This window comes from Mycobacterium basiliense (genome assembly GCF_900292015.1).
In the GTDB taxonomy this organism is placed as follows: domain Bacteria; phylum Actinomycetota; class Actinomycetes; order Mycobacteriales; family Mycobacteriaceae; genus Mycobacterium; species Mycobacterium basiliense.
Genome location: NZ_LR130759.1, coordinates 1,257,688 through 1,281,339, shown reverse-complemented (window position 1 = coordinate 1,281,339; position 23,652 = coordinate 1,257,688). Strand labels below are relative to the sequence as shown.

General features: G+C 66.3%; 21 protein-coding genes and 1 pseudogene. 10 read left to right on the top strand and 12 right to left on the bottom strand.

Features of this window, described 5'->3' with window-relative positions; genetic code table 11:
• Nucleotides 1–478 precede the first annotated feature (478 nt).
• On the bottom strand, nucleotides 479–1,474 hold the full coding sequence (locus MB901379_RS05385) for a magnesium transporter CorA family protein (protein WP_158015691.1): 996 nt from the start codon (nucleotides 1,472–1,474) through the stop codon (nucleotides 479–481).
• 149 nt (nucleotides 1,475–1,623) lie between these two features.
• On the opposite strand from MB901379_RS05385, the gene MB901379_RS05380 reads away from it, so the two are divergent.
• Both MB901379_RS05380 and MB901379_RS23865 read left to right on the top strand, forming a co-directional pair.
• The gene (locus tag MB901379_RS05380; RefSeq protein ID WP_232021996.1) at nucleotides 1,624–2,274 is read left to right on the top strand and encodes a DUF5994 family protein; all 651 of its coding nucleotides are present in this window, start codon (nucleotides 1,624–1,626) and stop codon (nucleotides 2,272–2,274) included.
• 143 nt (nucleotides 2,275–2,417) lie between these two features.
• Nucleotides 2,418–2,597, top strand: coding sequence for a hypothetical protein (locus tag MB901379_RS23865; protein WP_162334326.1), 180 nt, complete (start codon nucleotides 2,418–2,420; stop codon nucleotides 2,595–2,597).
• Between the two features lie 34 nt (nucleotides 2,598–2,631).
• On the opposite strand, the gene MB901379_RS05375 is transcribed toward MB901379_RS23865, so the two are convergent.
• Nucleotides 2,632–4,389, bottom strand: coding sequence for a glycerol-3-phosphate dehydrogenase/oxidase (locus tag MB901379_RS05375; protein ID WP_158015690.1), 1,758 nt, complete (start codon nucleotides 4,387–4,389; stop codon nucleotides 2,632–2,634).
• 18 nt (nucleotides 4,390–4,407) lie between these two features.
• Nucleotides 4,408–5,884, bottom strand: a pseudogene (locus tag MB901379_RS05370) (NAD(P)H-quinone dehydrogenase); the annotation flags it as partial.
• Between the two features lie 150 nt (nucleotides 5,885–6,034).
• On the opposite strand from MB901379_RS05370, the gene MB901379_RS05365 reads away from it, so the two are divergent.
• The 3 genes from MB901379_RS05365 (at nucleotide 6,035) to MB901379_RS05355 (ending at nucleotide 9,237) form a co-directional block, all read left to right on the top strand.
• Nucleotides 6,035–6,514, top strand: a complete 480-nt coding sequence (locus tag MB901379_RS05365; protein ID WP_158015688.1) for a gamma-glutamylcyclotransferase — start codon at nucleotides 6,035–6,037, stop codon at nucleotides 6,512–6,514.
• Nucleotides 6,515–6,627: 113 nt separating this feature from the next.
• The gene (locus tag MB901379_RS05360) at nucleotides 6,628–7,515 is read left to right on the top strand and encodes an endonuclease domain-containing protein (protein WP_158015687.1); all 888 of its coding nucleotides are present in this window, start codon (nucleotides 6,628–6,630) and stop codon (nucleotides 7,513–7,515) included.
• 186 nt (nucleotides 7,516–7,701) lie between these two features.
• Nucleotides 7,702–9,237 (top strand): PE family protein, encoded by a 1,536-nt coding sequence (locus tag MB901379_RS05355; RefSeq protein WP_158015686.1) that lies wholly within the window; start codon nucleotides 7,702–7,704, stop codon nucleotides 9,235–9,237.
• A gap of 4 nt (nucleotides 9,238–9,241) precedes the next feature.
• Here MB901379_RS05355 and MB901379_RS05350 read toward each other — a convergent pair whose 3' ends face one another.
• Nucleotides 9,242–10,411 (bottom strand): amidohydrolase, encoded by a 1,170-nt coding sequence (locus tag MB901379_RS05350; protein ID WP_158015685.1) that lies wholly within the window; start codon nucleotides 10,409–10,411, stop codon nucleotides 9,242–9,244.
• Entirely contained in the window at nucleotides 10,408–11,595 is a 1,188-nt protein-coding gene (locus MB901379_RS05345) for an amidohydrolase (protein ID WP_158015684.1), read from the bottom strand. Before MB901379_RS05345 ends, MB901379_RS05350 begins: the two co-directional genes overlap by 4 nt.
• 90 nt (nucleotides 11,596–11,685) lie before the next feature.
• On the opposite strand from MB901379_RS05345, the gene MB901379_RS05340 reads away from it, so the two are divergent.
• Nucleotides 11,686–12,492 (top strand): purine-nucleoside phosphorylase, encoded by an 807-nt coding sequence (locus tag MB901379_RS05340; protein ID WP_158015683.1) that lies wholly within the window; start codon nucleotides 11,686–11,688, stop codon nucleotides 12,490–12,492.
• A gap of 3 nt (nucleotides 12,493–12,495) precedes the next feature.
• Nucleotides 12,496–14,076, top strand: coding sequence for a phospho-sugar mutase (locus MB901379_RS05335; protein ID WP_158015682.1), 1,581 nt, complete (start codon nucleotides 12,496–12,498; stop codon nucleotides 14,074–14,076).
• A gap of 21 nt (nucleotides 14,077–14,097) precedes the next feature.
• Here MB901379_RS05335 and upp read toward each other — a convergent pair whose 3' ends face one another.
• Complete coding sequence (gene upp, locus MB901379_RS05330) at nucleotides 14,098–14,721, bottom strand: uracil phosphoribosyltransferase (RefSeq protein WP_158015681.1); 624 nt, start codon at nucleotides 14,719–14,721, stop codon at nucleotides 14,098–14,100.
• Between the two features lie 81 nt (nucleotides 14,722–14,802).
• Here upp and MB901379_RS05325 point away from each other — a divergent pair, with 81 nt between their 5' ends.
• Nucleotides 14,803–15,702, top strand: a complete 900-nt coding sequence (locus MB901379_RS05325; protein WP_158018962.1) for an alkaline phosphatase family protein — start codon at nucleotides 14,803–14,805, stop codon at nucleotides 15,700–15,702.
• Nucleotides 15,703–15,750: 48 nt separating this feature from the next.
• Nucleotides 15,751–17,091 (top strand): protein export chaperone SatS, encoded by a 1,341-nt coding sequence (gene satS, locus MB901379_RS05320; protein WP_158015680.1) that lies wholly within the window; start codon nucleotides 15,751–15,753, stop codon nucleotides 17,089–17,091.
• 37 nt (nucleotides 17,092–17,128) lie between these two features.
• Here satS and MB901379_RS05315 read toward each other — a convergent pair whose 3' ends face one another.
• From MB901379_RS05315 to MB901379_RS24975, 3 genes are all read right to left on the bottom strand, one after another.
• The gene (locus tag MB901379_RS05315; protein WP_158015679.1) at nucleotides 17,129–18,040 is read right to left on the bottom strand and encodes an alpha/beta fold hydrolase; all 912 of its coding nucleotides are present in this window, start codon (nucleotides 18,038–18,040) and stop codon (nucleotides 17,129–17,131) included.
• Nucleotides 18,041–18,216: 176 nt separating this feature from the next.
• Nucleotides 18,217–18,381, bottom strand: a complete 165-nt coding sequence (locus tag MB901379_RS24980) for a hypothetical protein (protein ID WP_158015678.1) — start codon at nucleotides 18,379–18,381, stop codon at nucleotides 18,217–18,219.
• Between the two features lie 244 nt (nucleotides 18,382–18,625).
• Nucleotides 18,626–18,751: a hypothetical protein gene (locus MB901379_RS24975; RefSeq protein WP_269462778.1), complete on the bottom strand. Its 126-nt coding sequence runs from the start codon at nucleotides 18,749–18,751 to the stop codon at nucleotides 18,626–18,628.
• A gap of 222 nt (nucleotides 18,752–18,973) precedes the next feature.
• Between MB901379_RS24975 and MB901379_RS05305 the strand changes: the two genes are divergently transcribed.
• Nucleotides 18,974–20,482 carry an NCS1 family nucleobase:cation symporter-1 gene (locus MB901379_RS05305; RefSeq protein ID WP_158015677.1) on the top strand — a complete coding sequence of 503 codons (1,509 nt, stop codon included), beginning with the start codon at nucleotides 18,974–18,976 and terminating at the stop codon, nucleotides 20,480–20,482.
• An 11-nt stretch (nucleotides 20,483–20,493) separates the two neighbouring features.
• On the opposite strand, the gene puuE is transcribed toward MB901379_RS05305, so the two are convergent.
• The 3 genes from puuE to MB901379_RS05290 are packed head-to-tail and all read right to left on the bottom strand — an operon-like array spanning nucleotide 20,494 to nucleotide 23,617.
• The gene (gene puuE / locus MB901379_RS05300; RefSeq protein WP_158015676.1) at nucleotides 20,494–21,408 is read right to left on the bottom strand and encodes an allantoinase PuuE; all 915 of its coding nucleotides are present in this window, start codon (nucleotides 21,406–21,408) and stop codon (nucleotides 20,494–20,496) included.
• Nucleotides 21,405–22,364: an allantoicase gene (alc, locus tag MB901379_RS05295; RefSeq protein WP_158015675.1), complete on the bottom strand. Its 960-nt coding sequence runs from the start codon at nucleotides 22,362–22,364 to the stop codon at nucleotides 21,405–21,407. Before alc ends, puuE begins: the two co-directional genes overlap by 4 nt.
• Nucleotides 22,361–23,617 carry a DUF6986 family protein gene (locus MB901379_RS05290; protein ID WP_158015674.1) on the bottom strand — a complete coding sequence of 419 codons (1,257 nt, stop codon included), beginning with the start codon at nucleotides 23,615–23,617 and terminating at the stop codon, nucleotides 22,361–22,363. Before MB901379_RS05290 ends, alc begins: the two co-directional genes overlap by 4 nt.
• Nucleotides 23,618–23,652 lie beyond the last annotated feature (35 nt).

Here is a 23,652-nt window from a genome sequence, read left to right as displayed (position 1 = left end):
CGGAGATTTAGGGGCGCTAACGACAAAGTTTCGGCACCTGCAACCGCGGGTCATCGGGCCATGGTGGGATGCCAGATTGCGCAGGAGTCCAGTCCGGCGGTAACTCTTCGGGCTCTCGGGGTTGGTTGACCCAGGTGCCGAACGGACTGATGCTGGATGCGCCTTGAGAGAAAACAGCATGTCCCGCATACGATTTCGGAATTTTCGTGCGTCAATTTCGTGCTCTCGGGCCCGCGCAATACGGGCGGATCGCCGCTGCGCCCTGTTTCGTTTGCCCGGTGGCGGCGTCGCGCACGCCGGCATGCGCGGCCGAAGAGATCGGCCCCAGCCGGTGCGGTCCGGTAGCGCCGTCCAGTAGGTGAAGTCCAGGTCACGGTGCCATCGGGAAGATCAGCCTCGACAACGCCGCGACATTCAGGACGGCCATCGCTTGAACACAAGTTCGATCGTATGCCCGGGGTCCGCCCGCGTTGACTCGTCAAAGCCAGTCGCGACGCCGGAACATCACGTACAGCACCGCCATCAAGATGGCAATCACGCTGGTACTGGTCACGAAACCCGCGATGTTGCCGAAGCCCGGGTAAGGGACGTTTTGACCGTAGAAGCCAGTGATCGCGGTTGGCACCGCAATGATGGCCGCCCAACCGGTCAACTTCTTCATCACGGCGTTGAGCCGCGCATCTTGTAGGGACACGTTGGTCTCGAAAATGGTTGCGATCATGTCGCGTAACGATTCCGTCCATTCCGATACCCGCAGCACATGGTCGTACAGGTCGGCGTAGAGCGGGTCGAGTTCACGCGCGGCCTCCGCGTGAAGACGGTGGTGTTGAAGGGAATTGACGACCTCCCGCATAGGCAACGCGATACGGCGCAAATTGACCAGATCTCGGCGGAGCGAAAAAGTTCGACGCTGGAAGCTTCCCCTCGGCGAGTTGTTGTCGAACAAATCGTCTTCGATCGCTTCGATGCAGTCGTCGAGCGCTTCCACGGCGGCGAAATGGCTGTCCACCACGACGTCGAGCAATCCGTGCACCAGTGCGGCGACCCCGTACTGTTGACCGCCGATCGCCTGCCATCGCCGGGTCACTTCGCTGATGTCGAAATCGGAAGTCAACCGCACCGTGATCAACCCCTGGGCAAGCACAAATGCCGAAATCCGCCGCATGGCCAACATCGGCTGGGGATCGCCGGACTGGGCGACGATGTCGACGGCGTAGACGGTGAGGAAAGTGTGCGTCGGATAGGCGGTGGTCTTGACGCGCTCCGCCGCCGCCACCGCATCTTCCACGGCCCAGGAGTTGAGGTGAAGTTTGTGCGCCAGGTCGGACAAGGTGTCGTAGTCCGGATCGCACAGATCCGCCCACACCAGGGCGTCGTCCTCAGCCAGGTAGTCAGATATCTTGTCGAACTCGAAATCGGCCTGCAGCTTTCCAGCCCGCCACACGCGACCCTGGATACTCGGCGCAACTTGCACGAGGTCATCTTGTCAGCCCACGGCGGGCCGCGGCGCCCTGGCGCCCGTAACCAAATGTTCGGAAAACCGCCACTCGCGCGTGGGGTTCTCGAATCACGGGGTGGCAGTCGCGACCGTACCATGCGTGCAGTCAGTCGACAGGTGGTGTGATGGAAAACGAAATCCGGTTGCAACTCAAACCATTTCGGCCTGCCCTCGAGCACATCGACGGTGCCTGGTGGCCGCGATCGCGGCGGCTGACCGACGAGTTGCCGGGTTTGGTGTCGTCAGTAGCCGAACGGCTGGGGCCCGTCGCCATGGTGGGCTACCACCACAGCGGCTGGGACGACACCCCGCCGCTGATCGAGATCAACGGTGACACCGTTGAATTGCTGGGGTTCAGCAGCGGCGAGCCGGCCAGCGTAATCCTCATCGGCCGAGACGGCCACCATCTGAGCCTGAGCGTCATCCCACCCGACACCAGCGACCAGACCGGCCGTCAGGCACTGGATCAGGCGGGCGGCCGCACCGATACCGATGTCGTATCCTCCGGCCGCTCCCGTTCCCTGGTGGAGCGCTCCGTCGCGGACGTCGCGGACAAGCTGGCCGGCCACGAGGGCATGCAGGACGAGCAGCGAACCGCGCAAATCAGGCGCTGGTGTGCGGAGGCGGCCGCCCAGTTCGTCGAGGCACCCGTACAGACGTTCGTCCCCATCCTGGTCGAGCACATCGTCCGCAACCGCATGATGCGATCCCGGACTTCACCCGCGCTGGTCAACCGCGCGACCGTACCGGCGCGCAACGGCCACCTGTTGCGGTAAATCGGCGGCCAGCCGTCCCGCATCCCGGCTACGACTGAGCTGGAGTTGTTCATCTGACGTTGACACGCATATTTCAGGGTCGACTTCGCCGGCGGATAGGCTAGCAAAGCAGCGGCGTACCCTCCGATCAAAGGAAACCGATGGTGTCGCTTCCGAAAAGCATCTACGAACAGCGCAAGAGCCTGCAAGCCATGGAACTCCTCTCCACACGCTCCCGCGGCGCGGTGCGCGCGGTAGCGCGGGCCGTGACAGCGAAGTTGAGCACGGCCGCCACGGCGCAGCGAGACGCGCCCATGATGGCTCCCGGCGCCGAGCGCTGCTAAGACGCCGGCCGGCTACGCGGCGAAATCGCCACGGTCAATTCAGCGGCACCGGCTCAAGGATTTCGGCACGCGCTTCGGGCGCGCTGGCCCGCAACATATCCGCCGAGACATCGTCGGGCTGGGCCTGCGACAGCACCTCGGCCTCCACCCGCGCCTTGTAGTTCGCGACTTCTCGCTCGATGTCCTTGGTGGTCCACCCGAGCACCGGTGCCACCACCTCGGCAACCTCGCGAGCGCAGTCGACACCGCGATGCGAATATTCGATGGAGATCCGCATCCGGCGGGCCAGGATGTCTTCCAGATGCAGGGCGCCCTCGGCCGCGGCCGAATAGAGGGCTTCCACCTTCAGATAACCGGGTGCTTCCGTGATGGGGCTCAGCAGGGCGGGATCGTCGATCGCCAACGCCAACACCTCGTTGATCAGCGAACCGTAGCGGTCGAGCAGATGCCGCACCCGGTAGGGATGCAGGTTTACCTGCTCGCCGACGTGTTCTACCTGGTTGACCAGCGCGAAGTAGCCGTCGGCACCTAACAGGTTCACCTTCTCGGTGATTGACGGCGCCACCCGAGCCGGGATGAACTGCACGGCAGCGTCGATCGCGTCCGCGGCCATCACCCGGTAGGTGGTGTACTTGCCACCGGCGATGGCCACCAGGCCCGCCGCAGGCACCGCCACGGCGTGTTCCCGCGACAGTTTGGAGGTATCGTCACTTTCCCCGGCCAGCAGTGGGCGCAGGCCCGCGTATACGCCGTCGATATCGGCGTGGGTCAGCGGCGTGGCCAGCACCTCGTTGACGGTTCCCAGGATGTAATCGATATCGGCCTTGGTGGCTGCCGGGTGGGCCAGATCGAGATTCCAGTCGGTATCGGTGGTTCCGATAATCCAGTGGCTGCCCCACGGGATGATGAACATCACCGACTTCTCGGTGCGCAGGATCATCGCGACGTCGCTGACGATCCGGTCCCGAGGCACCACGACGTGCACGCCCTTGGACGCGCGCACCTGAAATCGCCCGCGCTGTTTGGACAACGCCTGAATCTCGTCGGTCCAGACTCCAGTGGCGTTCACCACGACGTGGCCGCGGACGTCGGCAACCGACCCGTCCTCGGAGTCGCGCACGCTGACACCCACCACCCGGTCACCTTCGCGCAGCAGCGCCACCACTTGGGTGGAGCACCGCACGACGGCGCCGTAGTGTGCCGCGGTGCGCGCGACCGTCATGGTGTGGCGAGCGTCATCGACGACGGTGTCGTAGTAGCGGATGCCGCCAACCAACGAACTCCGTTTGAGACCGGGGCTTAGCCGCAATGCACCCGCTCGGGTCAAATGCTTTTGCGCCGGAACCGATTTCGCGCCACCCAGGCGGTCATAGAGGAAGATGCCCGCGGCGATGTAAGGGCGTTCCCACCAGCGCTTGGTCAACGGAAACAGGAACGGCAACGGTTTGACCAGATGCGGCGCCAAGGTGGTCAGCGACAGCTCGCGCTCGAAGAGCGCCTCGCGCACCAGCCCGAATTCCAGTTGCTCGAGATAGCGCAACCCGCCGTGGAACATTTTCGACGAGCGGCTTGAGGTGCCCGAAGCCAAGTCGCGGGCCTCGACCAACGCCACCTTGAGACCACGGGTGGCGGCATCGAGGGCACATCCGGAGCCCACCACGCCACCACCGATGACCACGACGTCGAATTGCTCGGCGCCGAGTCGCTCCCAGGCCAACGCGCGCTGCTCAGGCCCCAGCGAACCAGTCGGCGCGGCCTGCTCGCCACGCGGTGCGTTGATCGGCTTGCTCACGACGACGGACTCCTGTCGGTTACTGGTCGGTAGATGCTGCTCACCAAGGCTAGTTCCTGCGGCATCGGCGAGTCGGACTTCAGTCCAGATCATCGCGCGCCATCAACCGGCGAGCGGCCTCGGTGATGGAACCCGATAGCGACGGGTATACGGCCAGGGTCTGCGCCAGCTCGTTGACCGTAATGCGGTTTTGCACGGCCACCGCGATCGGCAGGATCAGCTCCGAGGCGATCGGCGCCACCACCACCCCGCCGATCACCACGCCGGTGGAGCGCCGGCAGAAGATCTTGACGAACCCCTGCCTCAGGCCCGACATCTTCGCGCGCGCGTTGGTGCCCAACGACAACATGATGGTGCGGGCGGTGACCGATCCGTCGTCGATCGCCGATTGCGGCACACCGACTGCGGCGATCTCGGGTCTGGTGAACACCGTCGCCGCGACGGTGCGCAGCCGGATCGGGCTGACGCCCTCACCCAGCGCGTGGTACATCGCGATGCGGCCCTGCATGGCGGCGACTGACGCCAACGGCAGCAGGCCGGTGCAGTCACCGGCCGCGTAAATCCCCGGCACCGACGTTCGGGACACGCGATCGACGGTCAGGTAGTTGCCTCGGCCCAGCTCGATGCCGACCCGCTCCAGACCCAAACCGCTGGTATTGGGGATCGAGCCGATGGTCATCAAGGCATGGCTGCCCTCAACGGTGCGACCATCGATCATGGTCACCAACACACCGGTTTGCGTGCGGGTGACCGATTCGGCCCGTGCGTTCTTGAACAAGCGGACGCCGCGTTCGGCGAACGACTCTTCGAGCACCAGCGCGGCGTCGGCGTCCTCGTAGGGCAGCACCCGGTCCTGACTGGCTACCACCGTCACCTGCACACCCAATTCGGTGTAGGCGTGCACAAACTCGGCGCCGGTCACCCCGGAGCCCACCACAATGAGGTGCTGGGGCAGCTCCTCGAGACGGTAGAGCTGCCGCCAGGTCAGGATGCGTTCGCCGTCCGGCGGGGCCGAGGACAGGACCCTGGGGCTGGCACCGGTGGCGATCAGCACGACGTCGGCCTCGTGTTCAGTGGTGGAGCCGTCGGGGGCGGTCGCCTGGACGCGGTGTCGGGCCAGGCCGGGCGTGGGGTCGATCAGTTCGCCCCGACCGGCGATCACGTGGACTCCCACGCTGAGCAGCTGCGCAGTAATGTCAGCCGACTGTTCGGCGGCCAGCGTCTTGACGCGGTCATGGATCTTCGGCAACGAGATCTTGGCTTCGTCGAATTCGATGTCGAAGCCCAGCCGGGGCGCCCTGCGCAGCTCGGTGCGCAGGCCGGTAGAAGCAATAAAGGTCTTGGACGGCACACAATCGTCCAGGACGGCGGCGCCGCCGATGCCATCAGAGTCGATGACGGTGACTTGGACTGATTCGGGGTGTGAGGTGGCGGCCACCAGTGCGGCCTCATAGCCGGCCGGGCCTCCACCGAGGATCACGATGCGGGTCACCACAGCCCATAACCTAGCCTGGCGGCCCGAAAACTTCAGAGCGCGCCACCCTGCGCCACCAAACTGGCAGCGCGGCAGACCGATAGTGTCCTGACTCGCGGTCCCGACCACAGCAAAAGCACCGAGGCGGCCCATGCCGTCTAAGCTTTCCCCGTGCCGCTCTATGCCGCGTACGGATCGAACATGCATCCAGAACAGATGCTGCAGCGCGCACCCCACTCGCCGATGGCCGGGACCGGCTGGCTACACGGGTGGCGGTTGACGTTCGGTGGCGAAGACATCGGCTGGGAGGGAGCCCTGGCTACCGTCGTCGAGGATCCGCATTCGAAGGTGTTCGTGGTGCTCTACGACATGACGCCGGCCGACGAGATGAACCTTGATCGGTGGGAGGGCTCCGAATTTGGCGTCCACAAGAAGATCCGATGCCGGGTCCAGCGCTTATCCTCGGACACCACAACAGATCCCGTCCTGGCGTGGCTGTACGTGCTGGACGCCTGGGAGGGCGGGCTGCCGTCGGCGCGCTATCTGGGAGTGATGGCCGACGCCGCCGAGATCGCTGGCGCGCCAAGCGACTACGTCCACAATCTGCGTACCCGCCCGGCCCGTAACATCGGCCCGGGGACCAGCACCTAGCTCTCGTTCGCGAGCGACCGTGTTTGTGCAGCGACACGCCGCAGCGGCCGGCATTTTGCGGACTCTCGTGGCGTGAATTGATTGCGTAGGATCCTGCCCCGACGATTGCAGGCGTGCATCCAGGGCTGAACCGGTTATTCGCCGCGCAGGGTGGCGTTGTCACGTCGGCCCAGGCGCTGAGCTTCCTTACCCGTCGCAGCTTGGAAGCACAGGTAAATTGCGGTGCGCTCCATAAGATTTGGCACGGCATTTATGGTCGCGGCGAAGTGACCACGGCATTGCGACTGCGCGGGCTTGACCTGGCAACCGGCGCAATGGTCGCGGCCTGCATGGGAACCGCCGCGGCCGCGTACGGCTTCGACACCGAGCAAACCGCGGATCTGCACGTCCTCGCCCCCAGCGGTCGGCGGCTGCGATCGACCGATGGCCTAATCGTGCACCGTCGCGAGGGCGCGGCACTCGTCCGGGTCGGTGGACGCCCGGCCACGGCGCCCGCGTGGACGGCGATCGAGGTCGCCCGCGGACTGCGGCGGCCGCGGGCTCTGGCGACGCTGGACGCTGCGCTGCGCAGCAACACATGCCGCCGCTACCAGCTGAACCGCGCCGCCGAGCTGCAGGCCGGCCGTCGCGGCATCGTCAAAGTCCGCGAATTGCTGGGCTTGGCTTCCCCATTGGCCGAATCGCCGATGGAGAGCGAAGCGCGCCTGGTGATGCTCGACGGCGGCTTGCCTCCGCCGGCCCTGCAATATCAACTCGTGGATACGCTGGGGCGTACCTGGCGACTCGACTTCGCCTGGCCTGAATGTCGCGTCGCCGCGGAGTACGACGGCGTTGATTGGCACAGCGGACCGGACGCATTTCGCCGGGACCGCCGACGCTCCGCGGCCCTGCAAGACTTGGCTTGGGTCGTCGTGCCGATCATCGCCGAGGATGTCAGGTGCCGGCCCGCCGAACTTGTCCGACGGCTCGAAGCGCGGCTGGATAGGGGTCGAGCCGCATAAAGCGGGTTTGCGAGCGTCCGCAAAATGCCGCGCCATGCGGCGTGTCTCTGTACAAACACGGCCGCTCGCGGCAATGGGGGCGGGCACGCCCGAACGATTCCGAAATATCTAGTTGGCTCAAACTGCGAATATCCAGCCCTGGCGGCAATACGATCGATTGATGCTGCGCGCTTAGGGAGGTGCGGTATGTCGTTTGTCATCGCGGCACCGGAAATGATTCAGGCGTCGGCCGCGGATTTAGCCCATCTTGGTTCAGCCATTACCTCGGCCTCCGCCGCCGCGGCGGCTTCGACGACGGGGGTGTTGGCCGGGCGTGCCGACGAGGTGTCGGCGGGCATCGCCGCGTTGTTTAGAGCGCATGCCCAGTCGTATCAGGCGCTGAGCGCCCAAGCCGCGGCGTTTCACGACCAATTTGTGCGCGCACTGGCCGCGAGCGCGGGCGCGTATGCCCACGCCGAGGCGGCCAATGCGTCGCCGTGGCAACTCGTGCAGCAGCAGGTGCTGGACCTGGTGAATGCGCCGACCCAGGCGCTGCTGCAGCGCCCGCTGATCGGCAACGGCGCCGACGGTGCTCCTGGAACCGGGGCAAGCGGCGGATCCGGCGGACTGTTGTATGGCAACGGTGGCAACGGGGGCTCAGGCGGGACCAACCAGGCCGGTGGTAGCGGTGGGGCCGCCGGCCTGTTCGGCGACGGCGGGCGAGGCGGGGCGGGCGGCGCGGGCGTGCTGGGCATGCCCGGCGGTGCGGGCGGGACCGGCGGCCACGGCGGGCTGCTCGCGGGCAATGGGGGTGCCGGCGGCACGGGAGGAATCTCACTGACCACTACAGCCGGCGGCCAAGGCGGAGCAGGCGGTATGGGCGGACTGCTCGGCTCCGGCGGCGCCGGCGGCGTCGGCGGGGCCGCGGCGGCGGGGGGTGGTGCCGGCGGCGCCGGCGGCGCGGGCGGCGGCGCGGGGTGGATCGGCTCCGGCGGAGCCGGCGGGGTCGGCGGGAAAGCGGTGGCTGCGGCCGCTGTCGCCGGGGCCGGCGGGGCCGGCGGCGCCGGGGGGATGCTCTCGGGCTCCGGCGGCGCCGGCGGTGACGGCGGGACCGCGCTCAATAGCCTCGGAGTCGGCGGTGCCGGTGGTGACGGCGGCAAGGCGGGTCTATTCGGCAACGGCGGCAACGGCGGAGCCGCTCAGGCTGCCGCGACCTCCGCATTCGGCGGGGGGGCCGGCGGCGCCGGTGGGCTCGTCTTCGGCAACGGCGGCTCGGGCGGGGCGGGCGGCGACGCCTCCGGCGGCTTCGTCGACGGCGGAAGCGGCGGGGTAGGCGGCAACGCCGGACTGCTAGGCGTCGGCGGCGCTGGCGGCGCCGGCGGATCGCACCTTACCGGCGGGGGCGGGAGCGCGGGCACCGGCGGCGCCGGCGGCGCCGGCGGGCTGCTGGTCGGAGACGGCGGCATCGGCGGGGCGGGCGGGCTGGCCAACGGCCCGCTGTTCGGCGGCACCGGCGGCAACGGCGGTAAGGCGGGACTGCTCGGCAACGGCGGCGCCGGCGGGGCCGGCGGGGCGTCCGTCGCAGCCGCCACCACCGGCGGCACCGGCGGCAACGGCGGCGACGCTGTGCTGTTCGGCAATGGTGGTGACGGCGGCGCCGCCGGCACCGGCAGCCCAGCCCTAGGCAGCGTTGGGATCGGCGGCATGGGTGGGGTGCTGTTCGGCCTGAATGGGAGGCCTTAGCCGGCTAGAAAGCTGCGGCCTGCTCGATGATGTTGACCATCACCCGCACACCGATTCCCAGGGCCCGCTCATCGAGGTCGAACGTCGGTTGATGCAGGTCCAGCTGGGGCCCCTCGCCGGACCACACGCCCAAGCGCGCCATGGCACCCGGAACCTCTTCCAGATACCAGGAAAAATCCTCGCCACCGCCGGACTGCCGGGTGTCGGCCAGCACATCGGGACCGACGGCCTCGATGGCGTGGGTCAGGATGTGGGTGGAAACTTCCTCGTTTACCACTGGCGGCACGCCGCGATGGTATTGCAGGGTGTGCTCGATGGCGAGCGGCGCCAGCAGTGCGTCGACGGCATGCCGGATGATCTGTTCGAGGTCGACCCACGTCTGTCGGCTGGCGGTGCGAACCGTGCCGGACAGCACGCCGTTCTGCGGAATGGCATTGGCGGCCACGCCGGCATTGACCGCCCCCCAGACCAAGACGGTGCTGTTGCGCGGGTCGATACGGCGGGACAACACCCCGGGCAGCCCGGTGATCAGGGTGCCCAGCCCGTAGACCAGGTCGGCGGTCAAGTGTGGGCGCGAGGTGTGCCCGCCCGGCGAATACAGTGTCACCACGATCGAGTCCGCGGCTGAGGTGATGGGGCCCTGTCGGACCGCGACCTTGCCCACTTCGAGTCGCGGATCGCAGTGCAAGGCGAAGATCCGCGACACGCCCGCTAACGCCCCGGCCGCGATCGCGTCGATGGCACCACCGGGCATCGCCTCTTCGGCCGCCTGGAAAATCAGCCGCACTCCGGCCGGCAGCTCGGGCACCGACGCCAACGCTAACGCAGTACCCAGCAGGATCGCGGTGTGCGCATCGTGCCCGCACGCGTGCGCCACGTTGGGCATCGTCGAGGTGTAGGGGGCACCGGTGCGCTCGGCCATCGGCAGCGCATCCATATCGGCGCGCAGCGCGATCCGCGGCTGATGCTCAGGGCCGAAGTCGCACGTCAACCCGGTCCCGCCGGGCATCACCTTGGGGTTTAGTCCCGCGTCGGCCAACCGCTCGGCGACGAACTGCGTGGTGGCGAACTCCTGCCGGCCCAGCTCCGGATAGCGATGAATGTGCCGACGCCAGGCGACCAGTTCGTCATAGTTTGCCGCCAGCCACGATTCGGCGCTGTCAACCAGACTCATCGGGCCGCCGCCCTGCGCTGCTGCGCGGCCAGCACCCGGTCCCGCTCGTTGGGCGTCTGAGCGAGCTGAACAACCGTGCGCGCCAGCATGATTGCGCCATCAACGACAGCGCGGTCCGCGCTGGGCCCGGCCGCGGCCGCGGCGAAGGCACGCTGGTGCACGGTGGCGCCACCGGCATCGATACCGATCACCGGATGGATTCCCGGCAGCACCTGCGTCACGTTGCCCATATCGGTGCTACCCAGGGGAAGCCTTGCCTCGAGATCGGACGACACCGGCTGCCGGCCGAGCTGACGCATCTCCTCTCGACAGGTGTCGACGAGCCATTGGTCGGGCTTCAATTCGGCATACGCCGGTGCGGCGGGATCGATGTCGTATTCGCAACCGGCGGCCAGCGCTCCCGCGGCAAAGCAAGCAAACATCCGGCCCTCCAAGTCGCGCAGCGATTCCGATTCGATCGCCCGCATCGCATATTGCAGCGTCGCGTGCCCCGGGATGACGTTGACCGCCTGCCCGCCTTCGCTAACGATGCCATGCACCATCTGCCCCGGCGCGAGTTGCTGCCGCAGCAGCCCAATGGCCACCTGCGCAACGGTTACCGCATCTGCGGCGTTCACCCCCAGATGCGGCGCGACCGCGGCGTGCGATTCCTTACCTCGATAACCCACGGTGACCTCAGACAACGCCAACGATCGGGCCCCGGCGATATCGGTCGGCCCGGGATGCACCATGACCGCCAGCGCGACATCGTCGAAGGTACCCGCTTGCAGCATGAGAGCCTTACCGCCTCCGGATTCCTCGGCCGGCGTGCCCAACAGCGACACCGTCAGACCGAGGTCGTCGGCGACTTCGGCCAAGGCCAAGGCGGCGCCCACCGCCGAGGCCGCAATGATGTTGTGGCCGCAGGCGTGCCCAATCTCAGGAAGCGCATCGTATTCGGCACAGATCCCGACTATCAGCGGTCCGGTGCCGAAGTCGGCGCGAAACGCCGTATCCAAGCCGGCCGCGGCGGGTGTGATGTCGAAACCGCGCTCGCTGACCAGCGTCTGCGCCTTGGCGCAACTGCGGTGTTCGGCGAACGCCAACTCCGGCTCGGCGTGAATCGAGTGGGATAGTTCGACCAGATCACCGCCCCGGTGTCGCACCAACTGCTCGACGGTATCCAAAGCAGTGGGTGCGGACATCCTCGCAGTATCTCATCGACCAGCACCCGCGACGCCGGCGATGCTCAGACGAGCTTGTATCGCGCCATTTCGGCGCTAGGCTCCCCCAGTGTGACCGGCCCGCAGCTTGATCCCGGCGAACTCGCGCGACAGGCGGCATACGTCATCGGCGAGCGCACCGGAACCGACCGGCACGACATCGCGGTCGTTCTCGGGTCGGGGTGGTCGGCGGCCATTGCCGCTCTCGGCACGCCATCGGCCGTAGTGCCCCAAGTGGAAGTACCCGGGTTCGCACCGCCCAACGCGGCCGGGCACGCCGGTGAGCTGTTGTCCGTGTTGGTTGGTGATCATCGGGTGCTGGTGCTGGCGGGCCGCATCCACGCCTACGAGGGACATGACCTAAGCCGCGTGGTCCATCCGGTGCGGACGGCGTGCGCCGCCGGGGCGCGCACGGTTGTGCTCACCAATGCGGCCGGTGGACTACGTCCCGATATGCGGATTGGCCAACCGGTTCTCATCAGCGATCATCTGAACCTGACCGCACGTTCGCCGCTGGTCGGAGCGCAGTTCGTCGACCTGACCGACGCCTACTCACCACGGTTGCGGACGTTGGCCCGCCGATGCGACCCGGAGTTGGCCGACGGGGTGTACGCCGGCATGCCCGGGCCGCACTACGAAACGCCCGCGGAGATCCGGATGCTGCGGATGCTGGGCGCCGACCTGGTTGGGATGTCGACGGTCCATGAGACCATCGCGGCCCGCGCGGCCGGCGCGGAGGTGCTCGGTGTTTCCCTGGTGACCAATTTGGCGGCCGGAATTACCGGCGAACCGCTGAGCCACGCTGAGGTGCTAGCCGCCGGCGCCGCGTCGGCCACCCGGATCGGCGCGCTGCTGGCCGACGTCATAGCCGGGATCTGAGCCGTGCGGCCCGCGGAATGGATCGCACACGATCCCGACCCCACAACCGCCGCCGAGCTGGCCGCATGTGATCCCGACGACGTCGCCACCCGGTTTGCCCGGCCATTGGCCTTCGGCACCGCGGGACTGCGCGGCCCGGTGCGCGCCGGGCCGGACGCGATGAACCTGGCGGTGGTGTTGCGCGCCACCTGGGCGGTGGCACAGGTGCTTGCCGAACCGCCCGGTCCGCGGTCCAGGACAGTGGTCGTGGGACACGACGCCCGGCACGGCTCAGCGACTTTCGCCAACGCGACAGCTGAAGTGTTTGCCGCCGAGGGCTTTTCGGTGATGTTGCTACCCGATCCGGTGCCCACCCCGGTGGTAGCGTTCGCGGTACGCCACAGCGGCGCCGCGGCCGGGATCCAGATCACCGCGTCACACAACCCGGCGACCGACAACGGTTACAAGGTGTATCTCGACGGCGGCATCCAGATCATCTCGCCCACCGACCGCAAGATAGAGGCCGCGATGGCCGACGCCCCCTTCGCCGATCAGATCGGCCGGACACCTGTCGAACCCACACACACCGACGTCATCGAACACTACCTGCGGCGCGCGGCCGGGGTCCGACGCTCGACCGGTTCGGTCCGGATCGCCCTGACACCGATGCACGGGGTGGGTGGTGTGGTGGCGGTGGAAACGTTGCGCCGGGCCGGCTTCGACGACGTACACACGGTGGCGACGCAGTTCGTTCCCGACCCCGACTTCCCCACCGTCGCGTTTCCGAACCCAGAGGAACCCGGCGCCACCGACGCCCTGCTGGCGCTGGCCGCAGCGGTACACGCCGACGTCGCGATTGCACTGGATCCCGATGCCGACCGGTGCGCGGTCGGGATACCCACCGACTCGGGATGGCGGATGCTGTCCGGCGACGAAACAGGTTGGCTGCTAGGCGATTACCTGCTGTCACAACCACAGCCGGACAAGGCGATCGTGGCGAGCACCGTGGTGTCGTCGCGGATGCTGGCCGCGATCGCCGCCCACCATGGCGCGCTGCACGTGGAGACCCGCACCGGGTTCAAATGGCTGGCGCGCGCCGATGTGGACCGGACCGGCACCCTGGTCTACGCCTACGAGGAAGCGATCGGGCATTGCGTGGACCCGGCCGCCGTGCGCGACAAGGACGGCATCAGCGCCGCGGTGTTGGTGTGCGACCTGCTGGCCAAGCTGAACGAGCAGGGCAGTTCGGTGCCCGACGCGCTGGACCGGCTGGCACTACGCCATGGGGTCCACGAGGTTGCCGCGGTACCGCGTCGTGTCGCCGACGCCGACGAGGCCGCCGCGCTGATGCAACGGCTGCGCGAGTCGCCACCGCGCCAGCTGGCCGGTTTCACCACTTCCACCACCGATATCGCCGATGCGCTGATCTTTACCGGCGGCGGCGATGGCACCTCGGTGCGGGTGGTGGTGCGCCCCTCAGGCACCGAACCAAAATTGAAGTACTACTTGGAGGTTCGCTGCGCGGCCACCACCGACCTGGCCGCCGCCCGCCGACAGGCCCAGACGCTGCGTGAGGACTTGGTATGCATGGTGCGAAGCTGGTAAGCGCTGGGCTTTCCGGGGTATTCAGCGGGGGCCGAACTGGCGATCGCCCGCGTCGCCCAGACCCGGCACGATGTAAGCCGCTTCGTTGAGCCCTGCATCGATGGCCGCGGTGAACAACCGCACGTTCGGCGCCACCTTCTCCAGCGCCGCAATGCCTTCCGGAGCCGCGACCACACACAACACGGTGATATCGGTCGCGCGACGGGCCAATAGCAGGTCGATGGCATGCGACATCGAGCCGCCGGTGGCCAGCATGGGGTCCAACACCATCACCGGCACATCGGTCAGATCGTCGGGCAGCGCCTCCAGGTACGGGATCGGCCGGTGCGTCTCCTCGTCGCGGGCAACGCCGACAAAACCGACACTCGACTCCGGCAACGCCAGGTGCGCCTCGTTAACCATGCCCAAACCGGCTCGCAGCACGGGAATCAGCAGCGGGGGTTTGGCCAGCCGCACCCCCGTCGTGTCGGCTAGTGGTGTCCGGACCGCGACCGGCTCGGTCCTCACGTCGCGGGTGGCCTCGTAGACCAATGCCAGCGTGATCTCGCGCAAGGCGGCTCGGAAGGCGGCGTTATCCGTGCGTTCGTCGCGCAGCACGGTCAGCCTGGCTGCCACCAGCGGGTGGTCGATGAGGCGAACGTCCACGGAGTGTGACCCTATATAACGATCGGATTCAGGCCGCTGACACGCATGCTGTCATCCCGGCGGGCACCCCCGTGCGCTCTTATACTCCGGGGCGTGCAGCGGTTGCGACGGCATCTGACCAGGGCATACCAAGCCTTGGCGATGGTTGTCGCGATGACCGTCTCGGTTCCCGCCCAAACTGTCGACGCTCCGCCCGACGTGAGGCTGACCGCGGCGGCCCTGCCGAAGTTCGCCCACGTGGTGATTGTGGTGGAAGAAAACCGCTCGCAGGCCAACATCATCGGCAACTCGTCGGCACCCTTCATCAACGCGCTCGCGGCCAACGGCGCAATGATGGCGCAATCATTCGCCGAAGCGCACCCCAGCGAGCCGAACTACCTGGCGTTGTTCGCTGGCACCACTTTTGGTTTGAAGCAGAACACGTGCCCGGTCAATGCGGGCGCGGCACCCAACCTGGCTTCTGAGTTGCTCGCCGCCGGGCACACCTTTGTCGGCTTTGCCGAGGGTCTGCCCGCCGTCGGCTCAACGGTCTGCAGTGCCGGCAAGTACGCCCGCAAGCACGCGCCATGGGTGAATTTCAGCAACGTGCCCGCAACGCTTTCGATGCCGTTTTCGGCGTTCCCAGCACCGGAGAATTACGCCAGCCTGCCGACGGTGGCGTTCGTGGTTCCCGACGGAGACAACGACATGCACGACGGCACGATCGCTGCGGGCGACGCCTGGCTGAACCACCAACTGTCCGCCTACGCCAATTGGGCCCGCGCCAACAACAGCCTGCTCATCGTGACCTGGGACGAGGACGACGGCGGCCCCCGCAACCAAATCCCCACCGTGTTCTACGGCGCCCACGTGCGCCCAGGGACCTACAACCAGACCATCAGCCACTACAACGTGCTTTCCACGTTGGAGCAAATGTACGGCTTGCACATGACCGGCTATGCAGCGAATGCGCCGGTCATCGCGGACATCTGGGGCGAGTAACTACCACCGGGCCGGGCCGGTCAGCCGGCCGTCGCTATTCTGTGCCGCATGGCTGCTGACCTCGTGCCCATCTGCCTGAGTCTGTCCGACGGTGACCGTTACACGCTGTGGGCACCTCGTTGGCGCGATTCCGGTGACGAATGGGAGGCGTTCCTGGGTAAGGACGACGACCTGTACGCGTTTGACAGCGTCGCCGACCTGGTCGCATTTGTGCGCACCGACACCGAGAACGACTTGGTGGACCATCCGGGGTGGAAGGACCTCACCCAGGCCCACGCACACGAGTTCGATCCGGCCGACGACAAGAAATTCGATTTGGTGATCGTCGAAGAGCTGCTGGCCGAGAAGCCGACCGAGGAGTCGGTGACTGCGTTGGCGGGCACACTGGCGATCGTGTCGTCGGTTGGATCGGTGTGTGAGCTGGCGGCGGTGTCGAAATTTTTCAACGGGAACCCCACGTTAGGCAGCGTGTCAGGCGGCATCGACTACTTCACCGGCAAGGCCGGCCAGAAACGCTGGAACGCGATCGCGGAGATTATTGGGCGCAGCTGGGACGACGTGCTGACGGCCATCGACGCGATCGTCACCATCCCCGAAGTCGATGCTGACCTGTCGGCGCAGGCCGCCGAGGAATTGGCCGAGGAACCCGAGGAGACCGAAGACGACGAGACCTCCGAAGACGACGAGACCTCCGAAGACGACGAGATCTCCGAAGACGACGAGATCTCCGAAGACGACGAGATCTCCGAAGACGACGCCGACGAGGCGACCGACGACACCGACGACGGCGCCGCCGACGAGGAAGCCCGGGCCCCCGGTGACACGGTCGTCCTCGGTGGTGACCAAGACTTCTGGCTGAAGGTGGGGATCGACCCGATCCGGATCATGACCGGTGCGGGCACCCTGTATACCCTGCGGTGCTACTTGGACGATCGGCCAATTTTTTTGGGTCGTAACGGTCGGATCAGCGTCTTCAGCTCCGAGCGCGCGCTGGCCCGCTATCTTGCCGACGAGCACGACCATGACTTGTCGGATCTGAGCACATACGACGACATCCGTACCGCCGCCACCGACGGCTCACTAGAGGTCGACGTCACCGATGAGAACGTCTACGTGCTGACGGGGCTGGCCGACGATTTCGCGGAGGGGCCAGACGCCGTGGATCATGACCAGCTCGACCTCGCGGTCGAGCTGGTTCGAGATATCGGCGACTATTCCGAGGACAGCACCGTCGACAAGGCGCTGGATTCAAGCAAGCCGCTGGGCAAGCTGGTGTCCTACGTGCTGGATCCCGACTCGGTCAGCAAGCCCGCAGCCCCGTACGCCAAGGCGGTGCGCGAGTGGGAGAAATTGGAGGCCTTTGTGGAGTCACGGCTAAGGCGCGAATAGCGCCGAGATTGCCCCCACGGCAGTAGATTCGCCGGAGTCACGACCCGCCCGGCACGTCATGCGCGCACGCGGCGAAGATCGCATCCCAGTCTTCGATGTTGAAATGCCCCTTGCCCTGGGCCCAGTGCAGATCAACCCGCGAAATGGCGCGCTCGAAGTACTCGCCCATCGCTCGGGGTACAAAGGAGTCGCGATCCCCCAACCAGATGTGGGTGGGCACCGACACCTCGGCGACGTCGAATTCCCACGGCCGGTATTCCAGATACGACTCGTAGGCACCACCGCGGCTTCCTTGCCGAAATGCTTCGAGCTGGATGGCTTGGAAATGCCGGAGGAAAAGTTCGTCGCGCAGGTGGTGCTTGTCCGCGGCGGGCACCGAGGCCGTGATGACCGAAGAAAACAAGCCGGGTGTGTACCGTGCGCACCAACCCAGCGGCGCGAACAACGCACCAAACAGTCGCGCCCGCCCGAACCGCGCTAGACGCGCGTAAAAACGGTCGGCGGTGTTGAGGCTGCGCACGATATCCGGCGTCGCCAGCGGCCCCCACGGTCCCAGCGCGCCGACGAACGCCAGCCGGGACTGCGGGATCAACGCACCGCACGCGAACAGATGCGGTCCCGCGCCCGAATGCCCCACCACCCCGAACCTGTCCAGCTCGAGCGCGTCGGCCAAGGCACAGACGTCCGCCGGCCAGTCCCGAAACCTGCGCCCCTCCTGAAACGTCGAACGCCCGAACCCTGGACGGTCAACCGCGATCAAACGGAATCCGGAGCGCTGGGCCGCCTGGTCGGCGAAGGCGCCCTCGAGGCGCGAACTTGGTGTGCCATGAAAGTAGAACGTGGGGAAGCCGGCGGCGTCACCCCATTCCAGGTAGGCGAGCGCACGCCCGTCGGGCAACGTCACGATGTCGGCCTCGGCGGTGCGAATATGGTTCGGCAGCAACTGCATTAACCGATCGCCTTCGTAGGAGCCGGACCGCGCGGTGACACACCCGCCGCTTGAAGCGAGGCACGTGTCAGCGCCGCAAGATCAGGCTGACGCGACCGCTTGCGACGCCCTCACCGGCAGCGCTGGCATCCCGAACGGGCCGGGCCGAGAGCACGCCCGGCCGCTCAAGGCTACGCCTACGCCTGCCCATCGGTCCCGTTTCTGCCCCACAATCTCGCCGCCATGCCGCCGACGCCCGCAGGACCCCCGGAGTCGCCGTCACCGCCGGCGCCACCGTTGCCAATCAGCTGTGCATTTCCACCGTTGCCCCCGGCTGCGGCGACCGTGGGCGCATTGATCACGGCCAGCGGATCGCCCCACGACCCGGACGCTCCAGAGTCACCGGCCGGCCCCGGGCCCCCGTCTGCCCGGTTGGCAATGAGGGGAAATCACACAATCGCCTGGGCGCGTTACCGCATCCAAAGCGGCCTGCAACGGCGAGGCATTGGCGGCTGCACGACGCGGTGATGAAACGCCGCCGCCTGCGCACCCAATTGATGACAAACCTGGGCAACGGCGTTGAATAACGCCGTCCTAGGGGCCGTCCTAGGGGCCGACACCCCGCCGGCAGCGCAGCAGCGCATTGGCGGCATCAAGCGCTGACTCGATAGCGAACAAATCCGACGTCGTGGCCACCGCGATCCGTGGATCCACCGCTAGCAAAAACGACATTGCCTTCCGTCCCGTATCCCGCCCATGCCAGCGCAGCTATTGGCTTGGGCACTCCCCGGTGTCCGCAGAAGACAATGGCGGCAACCCGAACCCCTGACGACGTGAATTACATAGCGCACGTGTTTATTTCGCATTTAATAGGCGCATATTCCGGACGAAATGGCACGGCAACACCACGGAAATAGTGTCACTGTGTCATCAACGGACCGGCGGGAAGGATGCATGGCCGAGATCACCGCACCTCACGATCCAACGCTGTCGGTGGATCACGGGGCCGGGCCGGGAGAAATCAGGCCCGGATACCACCCACGGTTGACGAACCAGGATCTGGCGCCGCTGCGGGTGCAGACCTGGAATACCTACAACATTTTCGCGTTCTGGATGTCCGATGTGCACAGCGTCGGCGGCTATGTCACGGCGGGCAGCCTGTTCGCACTCGGCCTGGCGAGCTGGCAGGTACTCGTCTCGCTCATCGTTGCGATCACGATCGTCTACTTCTTGTGCAACTTGGTGGCCCGGCCCAGTCAATCGACCGGTGTGCCCTACCCGGTGATCTGTCGCAGCATGTTCGGCGTTCTGGGTGCGAACATTCCGGCGATCATTCGCGGTCTCATCGCCGTCGCGTGGTACGGAATCCAAACCTATCTCGCGTCGGCGGCACTGGACGTCGTGATGATTAAGCTGTTCCCCGGACTTGCCCGGTATGCGGCCGTGCAAGACTACGGGTTCTTAGGGCTGCCGGCGCTGGGCTGGGCCAGCTATCTGATCCTGTGGGTTCTACAGGCATGCGTGTTCTGGCGTGGCATGGAGTCGATCCGCAAGTTCATCGACTTCTGCGGTCCCGCAGTCTATGTCGTGATGTTCGTGCTATGCGGCTACCTCATCGGCAAGGCCGGCTGGGCCGCAATCGATCTCAACCTTGGTGACGTCAGGTACGCGGGACTGGATGCGCTGCCCGTGATGCTGGGAGCGATCGCGCTGGTGGTCTCGTACTTCTCCGGACCAATGCTCAACTTCGGCGACTTCTCGCGTTACGGCCGCTCGTTCGCGGCAGTCCGCAGAGGAAACCTCCTGGGGCTGCCGGTCAACTTCCTGCTGTTCTCGTTATTGGTGGTCGTCACGGCGTCGCTGACGGTTCCGGTATTTGGTGAGCTGATCACCGACCCGGTGCAGACGGTCTCGCACATCGACTCGGTTCTTGCGATCGTGCTGGGCGCTTCGACGTTCACCATCGCGACGATCGGCATCAACATCGTCGCCAACTTCATCTCCCCGGCATTCGACTTTTCCAATGTCGACCCGCAACGAATCAGCTGGCGTACCGGAGGCATGATCGCCGCGGTCGGGTCGGCGCTGCTCACGCCGTGGAATTTGTACAACCATCCCGACGTGATCCATTACACGCTGGAGACTCTTGGCGCTTTCATCGGACCGCTGTTCGGGGTGCTGATCTCCGACTACTACTTGGTACACAAGCAGCGTGTGGTGGTCGATGACCTCTTCAGCCTCTCGGAAAGCGGAACCTACTGGTACCGAAAGGGTTACAACCCGGCAGCCATCATCGCAACGGTGGTAGCGGCCGCGGTCGCAATGGTCCCGGTGCTGGCGAACAACGTCTACGGCATGCACACGGCAGCGCAGTACAGCTGGTTCGTCGGCTGCGGTCTGGCCCTGATCCTCTACTACCTGCTCGCCACCCGCGGCCGACTGGCCATCCCGCCGATCCCATGACCCAGCGGCGCTTATCGGCCGCTGGGCGCCGGATGAACCGCGCGCCAGTGCTCGGCAATCTCGATGCGCCGGGCCAGCCAGACCGCGTCATGGGATAGCACGTAGTCCAGGAAACGCTGCAGCGCCGCCGTTCTGGCCGGCCGGCCGATCAATCGACAATGCAGCCCGACGGACAACATTTTTGGGCTGCCGTCCACCCCCTCGGCATAGAGCACGTCGAACGCGTCGCGCAGCTGCGCGAAGAACTCGTCACCGTGGGAAAACCCCGCCGGGGAGGCGAACCGCATGTCGTTGGTGTCCAGGGTGTAGGGCACGACCAGATGATCGGTGCCGCCCACGCGGACCCAGTACGGCAGGTCGTCGGCGTACGAGTCAGAGTCGTAGCTGAAACCGCCGTGTTCGACCACCAGCTCACGGGTGTGCGGCGAGTTGCGACCGGTATACCAACCACGTGGCGCGGCTCCGGTTAGCTCACGATGGATTTGCACCGCCTCGGCAAGGTGCACTCGCTCGGTGTGGCGGTCGATCGTTTGGTAGGACTTCCAACGTAGTCCATGGCAAGCGATCTCATGACCGAGCTCACGAAACGCGGCCACCGCCTCGGCATTTCGCTGCATAGCTCGGGCGACGGCAAAGATCGTCAACGGAATATTGCGCCGTTCGAAGACCCTCAGCACCCGCCACAGCCCCGCACGTGATCCATATTCGAACAGTGACTCCATGCTCATGTCCCGGTCCGGAACAGCCTCTGCCGGCACGATCTCGGACAGAAAGGTCTCCGAAGACCGGTCACCATCAAGGATGCAGTTCTCGCCCCCCTCTTCGTAATTCAGGACGAATTGCACCGCAATCAACGCCCCGCCGGGCCACTGCGGATCGGGCGGCATGCGACCATACCCAGTCATGTCGCGCGGGTACGCGCTCATGCCAACTCTCCGAACAACCGCAGCCGCGACAGTCCGCCGTCGGGGTAGATATCCAATTGCACCTCACCCACAACGTCTTTCGCGTCGGTCAGAAAACGGTGCCGGGTGTCGGCCAGGAGATTAGTTTGCGGTAGCAGCTCGACCCATGCGCCGTCCGCGCGCCGCCCAGTGAGCCGCGCCGAGGCGGGACTGTTGCCTACGAAGTACGACGTGTCGATTTCGGCAAGCCGCACCACGCCCGGTCCGGCCAGCTTGATCCGTACCCAATCGTTGCCGTCGTCCCGGCGCCGGGCGGTCTCCCAACCGTCACCCATGACCCGTGCGACACCTGGAGAGATGATGTTTTGCGGCGAGCTGTAGAAACGGTTGGAACAGTCGAGCACCAACCCGCCGTTTTCCACCGCAGCCAGATCCAGCGGGCCCAGTCCGAGTAGCCGACCGTCGGGGCGTCCGTGTCCGTGCACCCTCAGCCGGGCCACGCCGCCATCCGGGTAGATGTTGAGTCGCACATGGGTCCACCGCTTTTCGGAGGACACCGGAAACGGGTTGCGGGTGTCACCGACCACGTTGGCACGTTTGACAATCGTCTCCCAGCCGGTATCGGCGGCCAGCCGCTTGGCACCCGGGTAACCGGCGACCTCCATCGCCTCGACCGAGATCTCGGGTGGGTAATTACCTTTGAACCAGGCGGTGTCGACCACGACGCCACGGATCACGCCGGGGACACCAAGCCGCACGATCGCCTGATCATGACCGGGCTCGCGACGACGACGGGTTTCCCACCCGTCGTACACCTGCCCCTTGTGACCGAACGACGCCGGCTGGAAACCGGCCGGCTCGGGCTTGATCAGGTTCTCCTTCTCGGCGAACGACTCATCGTTGGCCCAGATCACGGCACCGCCCAACGGGCGCAACGCGAGATCGGGCAGCCAGGTGAAGTCCGGGGTATCGGTCATGATGGATCGCGTTCCTGGGGCATGCGCAGCTTGAGGGCCCGCAGCACCGCCACGGTGGCATCGGGCGCGGCGGCAATCACCTCGTCGGCGGAAAAGGCCCCGCAATTGAGTCCACGCAGCACGATCGTCGCCAGCGCTTCGGCGGTCGCCGGCTCGTCGACGAAGCGACCACCGCTGCGCTCAAGGTAGCCCTGCAACCGCGGCGCGGCGGCAACCAACGCCGCGCGGAAAAACGTGAAGCTCGCCAACCAGCGGGTGACCAGGTGGCCGGGATGCAGGTCCCAACCCTGGTAATAGCCACGCTCCAGCGATCGGATAACCAGCCGGTAGTGGTCCCGGATCGACTGCGCTACTTGCTCTTCCGTCCCCACAGGCACGATGTTGGTGGAGCCGTCGGCAACCCACACACCAGTCTGCGCGGCGGCTGCCAGCATGACCGCCTTGGCGTGGTCGGCTACCGGATGATCGAGCGCTTGGTGCTGCGGGGCGATCCCGCACCCGGCGCTATAATCATAAGTCCCGTAATGCAATCCGGTGCACCGGCGCTGCGATAGATGGATCGCCTGCGCAAGGGTGGCAACGCCATCCGGGCCGATGATCGCCTGCGGACTCTCGATCTGCAGTTCGAATTTCAAGCCGCCGGCCGGCAGACCGTGTGCCTGCTCCAGCGCCACACACAATTGCACCGCGGCCGTAACCTGGCCGACGGCACGAAGTTTCGGCAGGACGAAGACGAACCCGGCAGGAACCCCTCCCGCGCCGTCTAGCACCAACTCGAGGGTGCGTAGCGAGCGACGCCATTCGGCGGTGGTCAAGCCTTTGATTCGCACACCGCAGTTGTCCAGGCCCAACGCTGCCAATGTCTGCCCCGCCCGCACCGCGTCGGCATCCTCCAGGTCCTCGCCCCGCGGCCCATATCCGTCTTCGAAGTCCAACCTCAGGTCCGCGATAGGTGCGGCGGCCAGACGTTGCCGAACGAGACCTAACGCTGCACGGTCACCGAGTTCGCGCAGCATGCCGAGGTGCTGGTCGAGCAACTCAATGGCCGCCGCACTCCATTGCGTCGGCGTCTCGGGTGTTGCCTCGGCGGCGCTGACGTACACGGTGTGCACGGGTTGCACCCCGACACCGTCGCCCGGGTATCGAGCCGCCAACTCCTCGTCGACGCGTTCCAGCACCGTCTCGATCGGTGTAAGCAGGTGCGATGCAACGGTGCTGCTGCCCGCTTTGGGCTTTCCGATCGCTGCTGCCACCCGCCCATCATCACAGATGCGGTGGTGACCGCCGC

Excerpts from the sequence above, each read along its gene's own strand:
- MB901379_RS05380 (WP_232021996.1), top strand. The coding sequence starts at position 1,624 with ATGGAAAACGAAATCCGGTTGCAACTCAAACCATTTCGGCCTGCCCTC.
- MB901379_RS05355 (WP_158015686.1), top strand. The coding sequence starts at position 7,702 with ATGTCGTTTGTCATCGCGGCACCGGAAATGATTCAGGCGTCGGCCGCG.
- MB901379_RS05350 (WP_158015685.1), bottom strand. The coding sequence starts at position 10,411 with ATGAGTCTGGTTGACAGCGCCGAATCGTGGCTGGCGGCAAACTATGAC.
- MB901379_RS05345 (WP_158015684.1), bottom strand. The coding sequence starts at position 11,595 with ATGTCCGCACCCACTGCTTTGGATACCGTCGAGCAGTTGGTGCGACAC.
- satS (WP_158015680.1), top strand. The coding sequence starts at position 15,751 with ATGGCTGCTGACCTCGTGCCCATCTGCCTGAGTCTGTCCGACGGTGAC.
- MB901379_RS05315 (WP_158015679.1), bottom strand. The coding sequence starts at position 18,040 with ATGCAGTTGCTGCCGAACCATATTCGCACCGCCGAGGCCGACATCGTG.
- MB901379_RS24975 (WP_269462778.1), bottom strand. The coding sequence starts at position 18,751 with ATGTCGTTTTTGCTAGCGGTGGATCCACGGATCGCGGTGGCCACGACG.
- MB901379_RS05305 (WP_158015677.1), top strand. The coding sequence starts at position 18,974 with ATGGCCGAGATCACCGCACCTCACGATCCAACGCTGTCGGTGGATCAC.
- puuE (WP_158015676.1), bottom strand. The coding sequence starts at position 21,408 with ATGAGCGCGTACCCGCGCGACATGACTGGGTATGGTCGCATGCCGCCC.
- alc (WP_158015675.1), bottom strand. The coding sequence starts at position 22,364 with ATGACCGATACCCCGGACTTCACCTGGCTGCCCGATCTCGCGTTGCGC.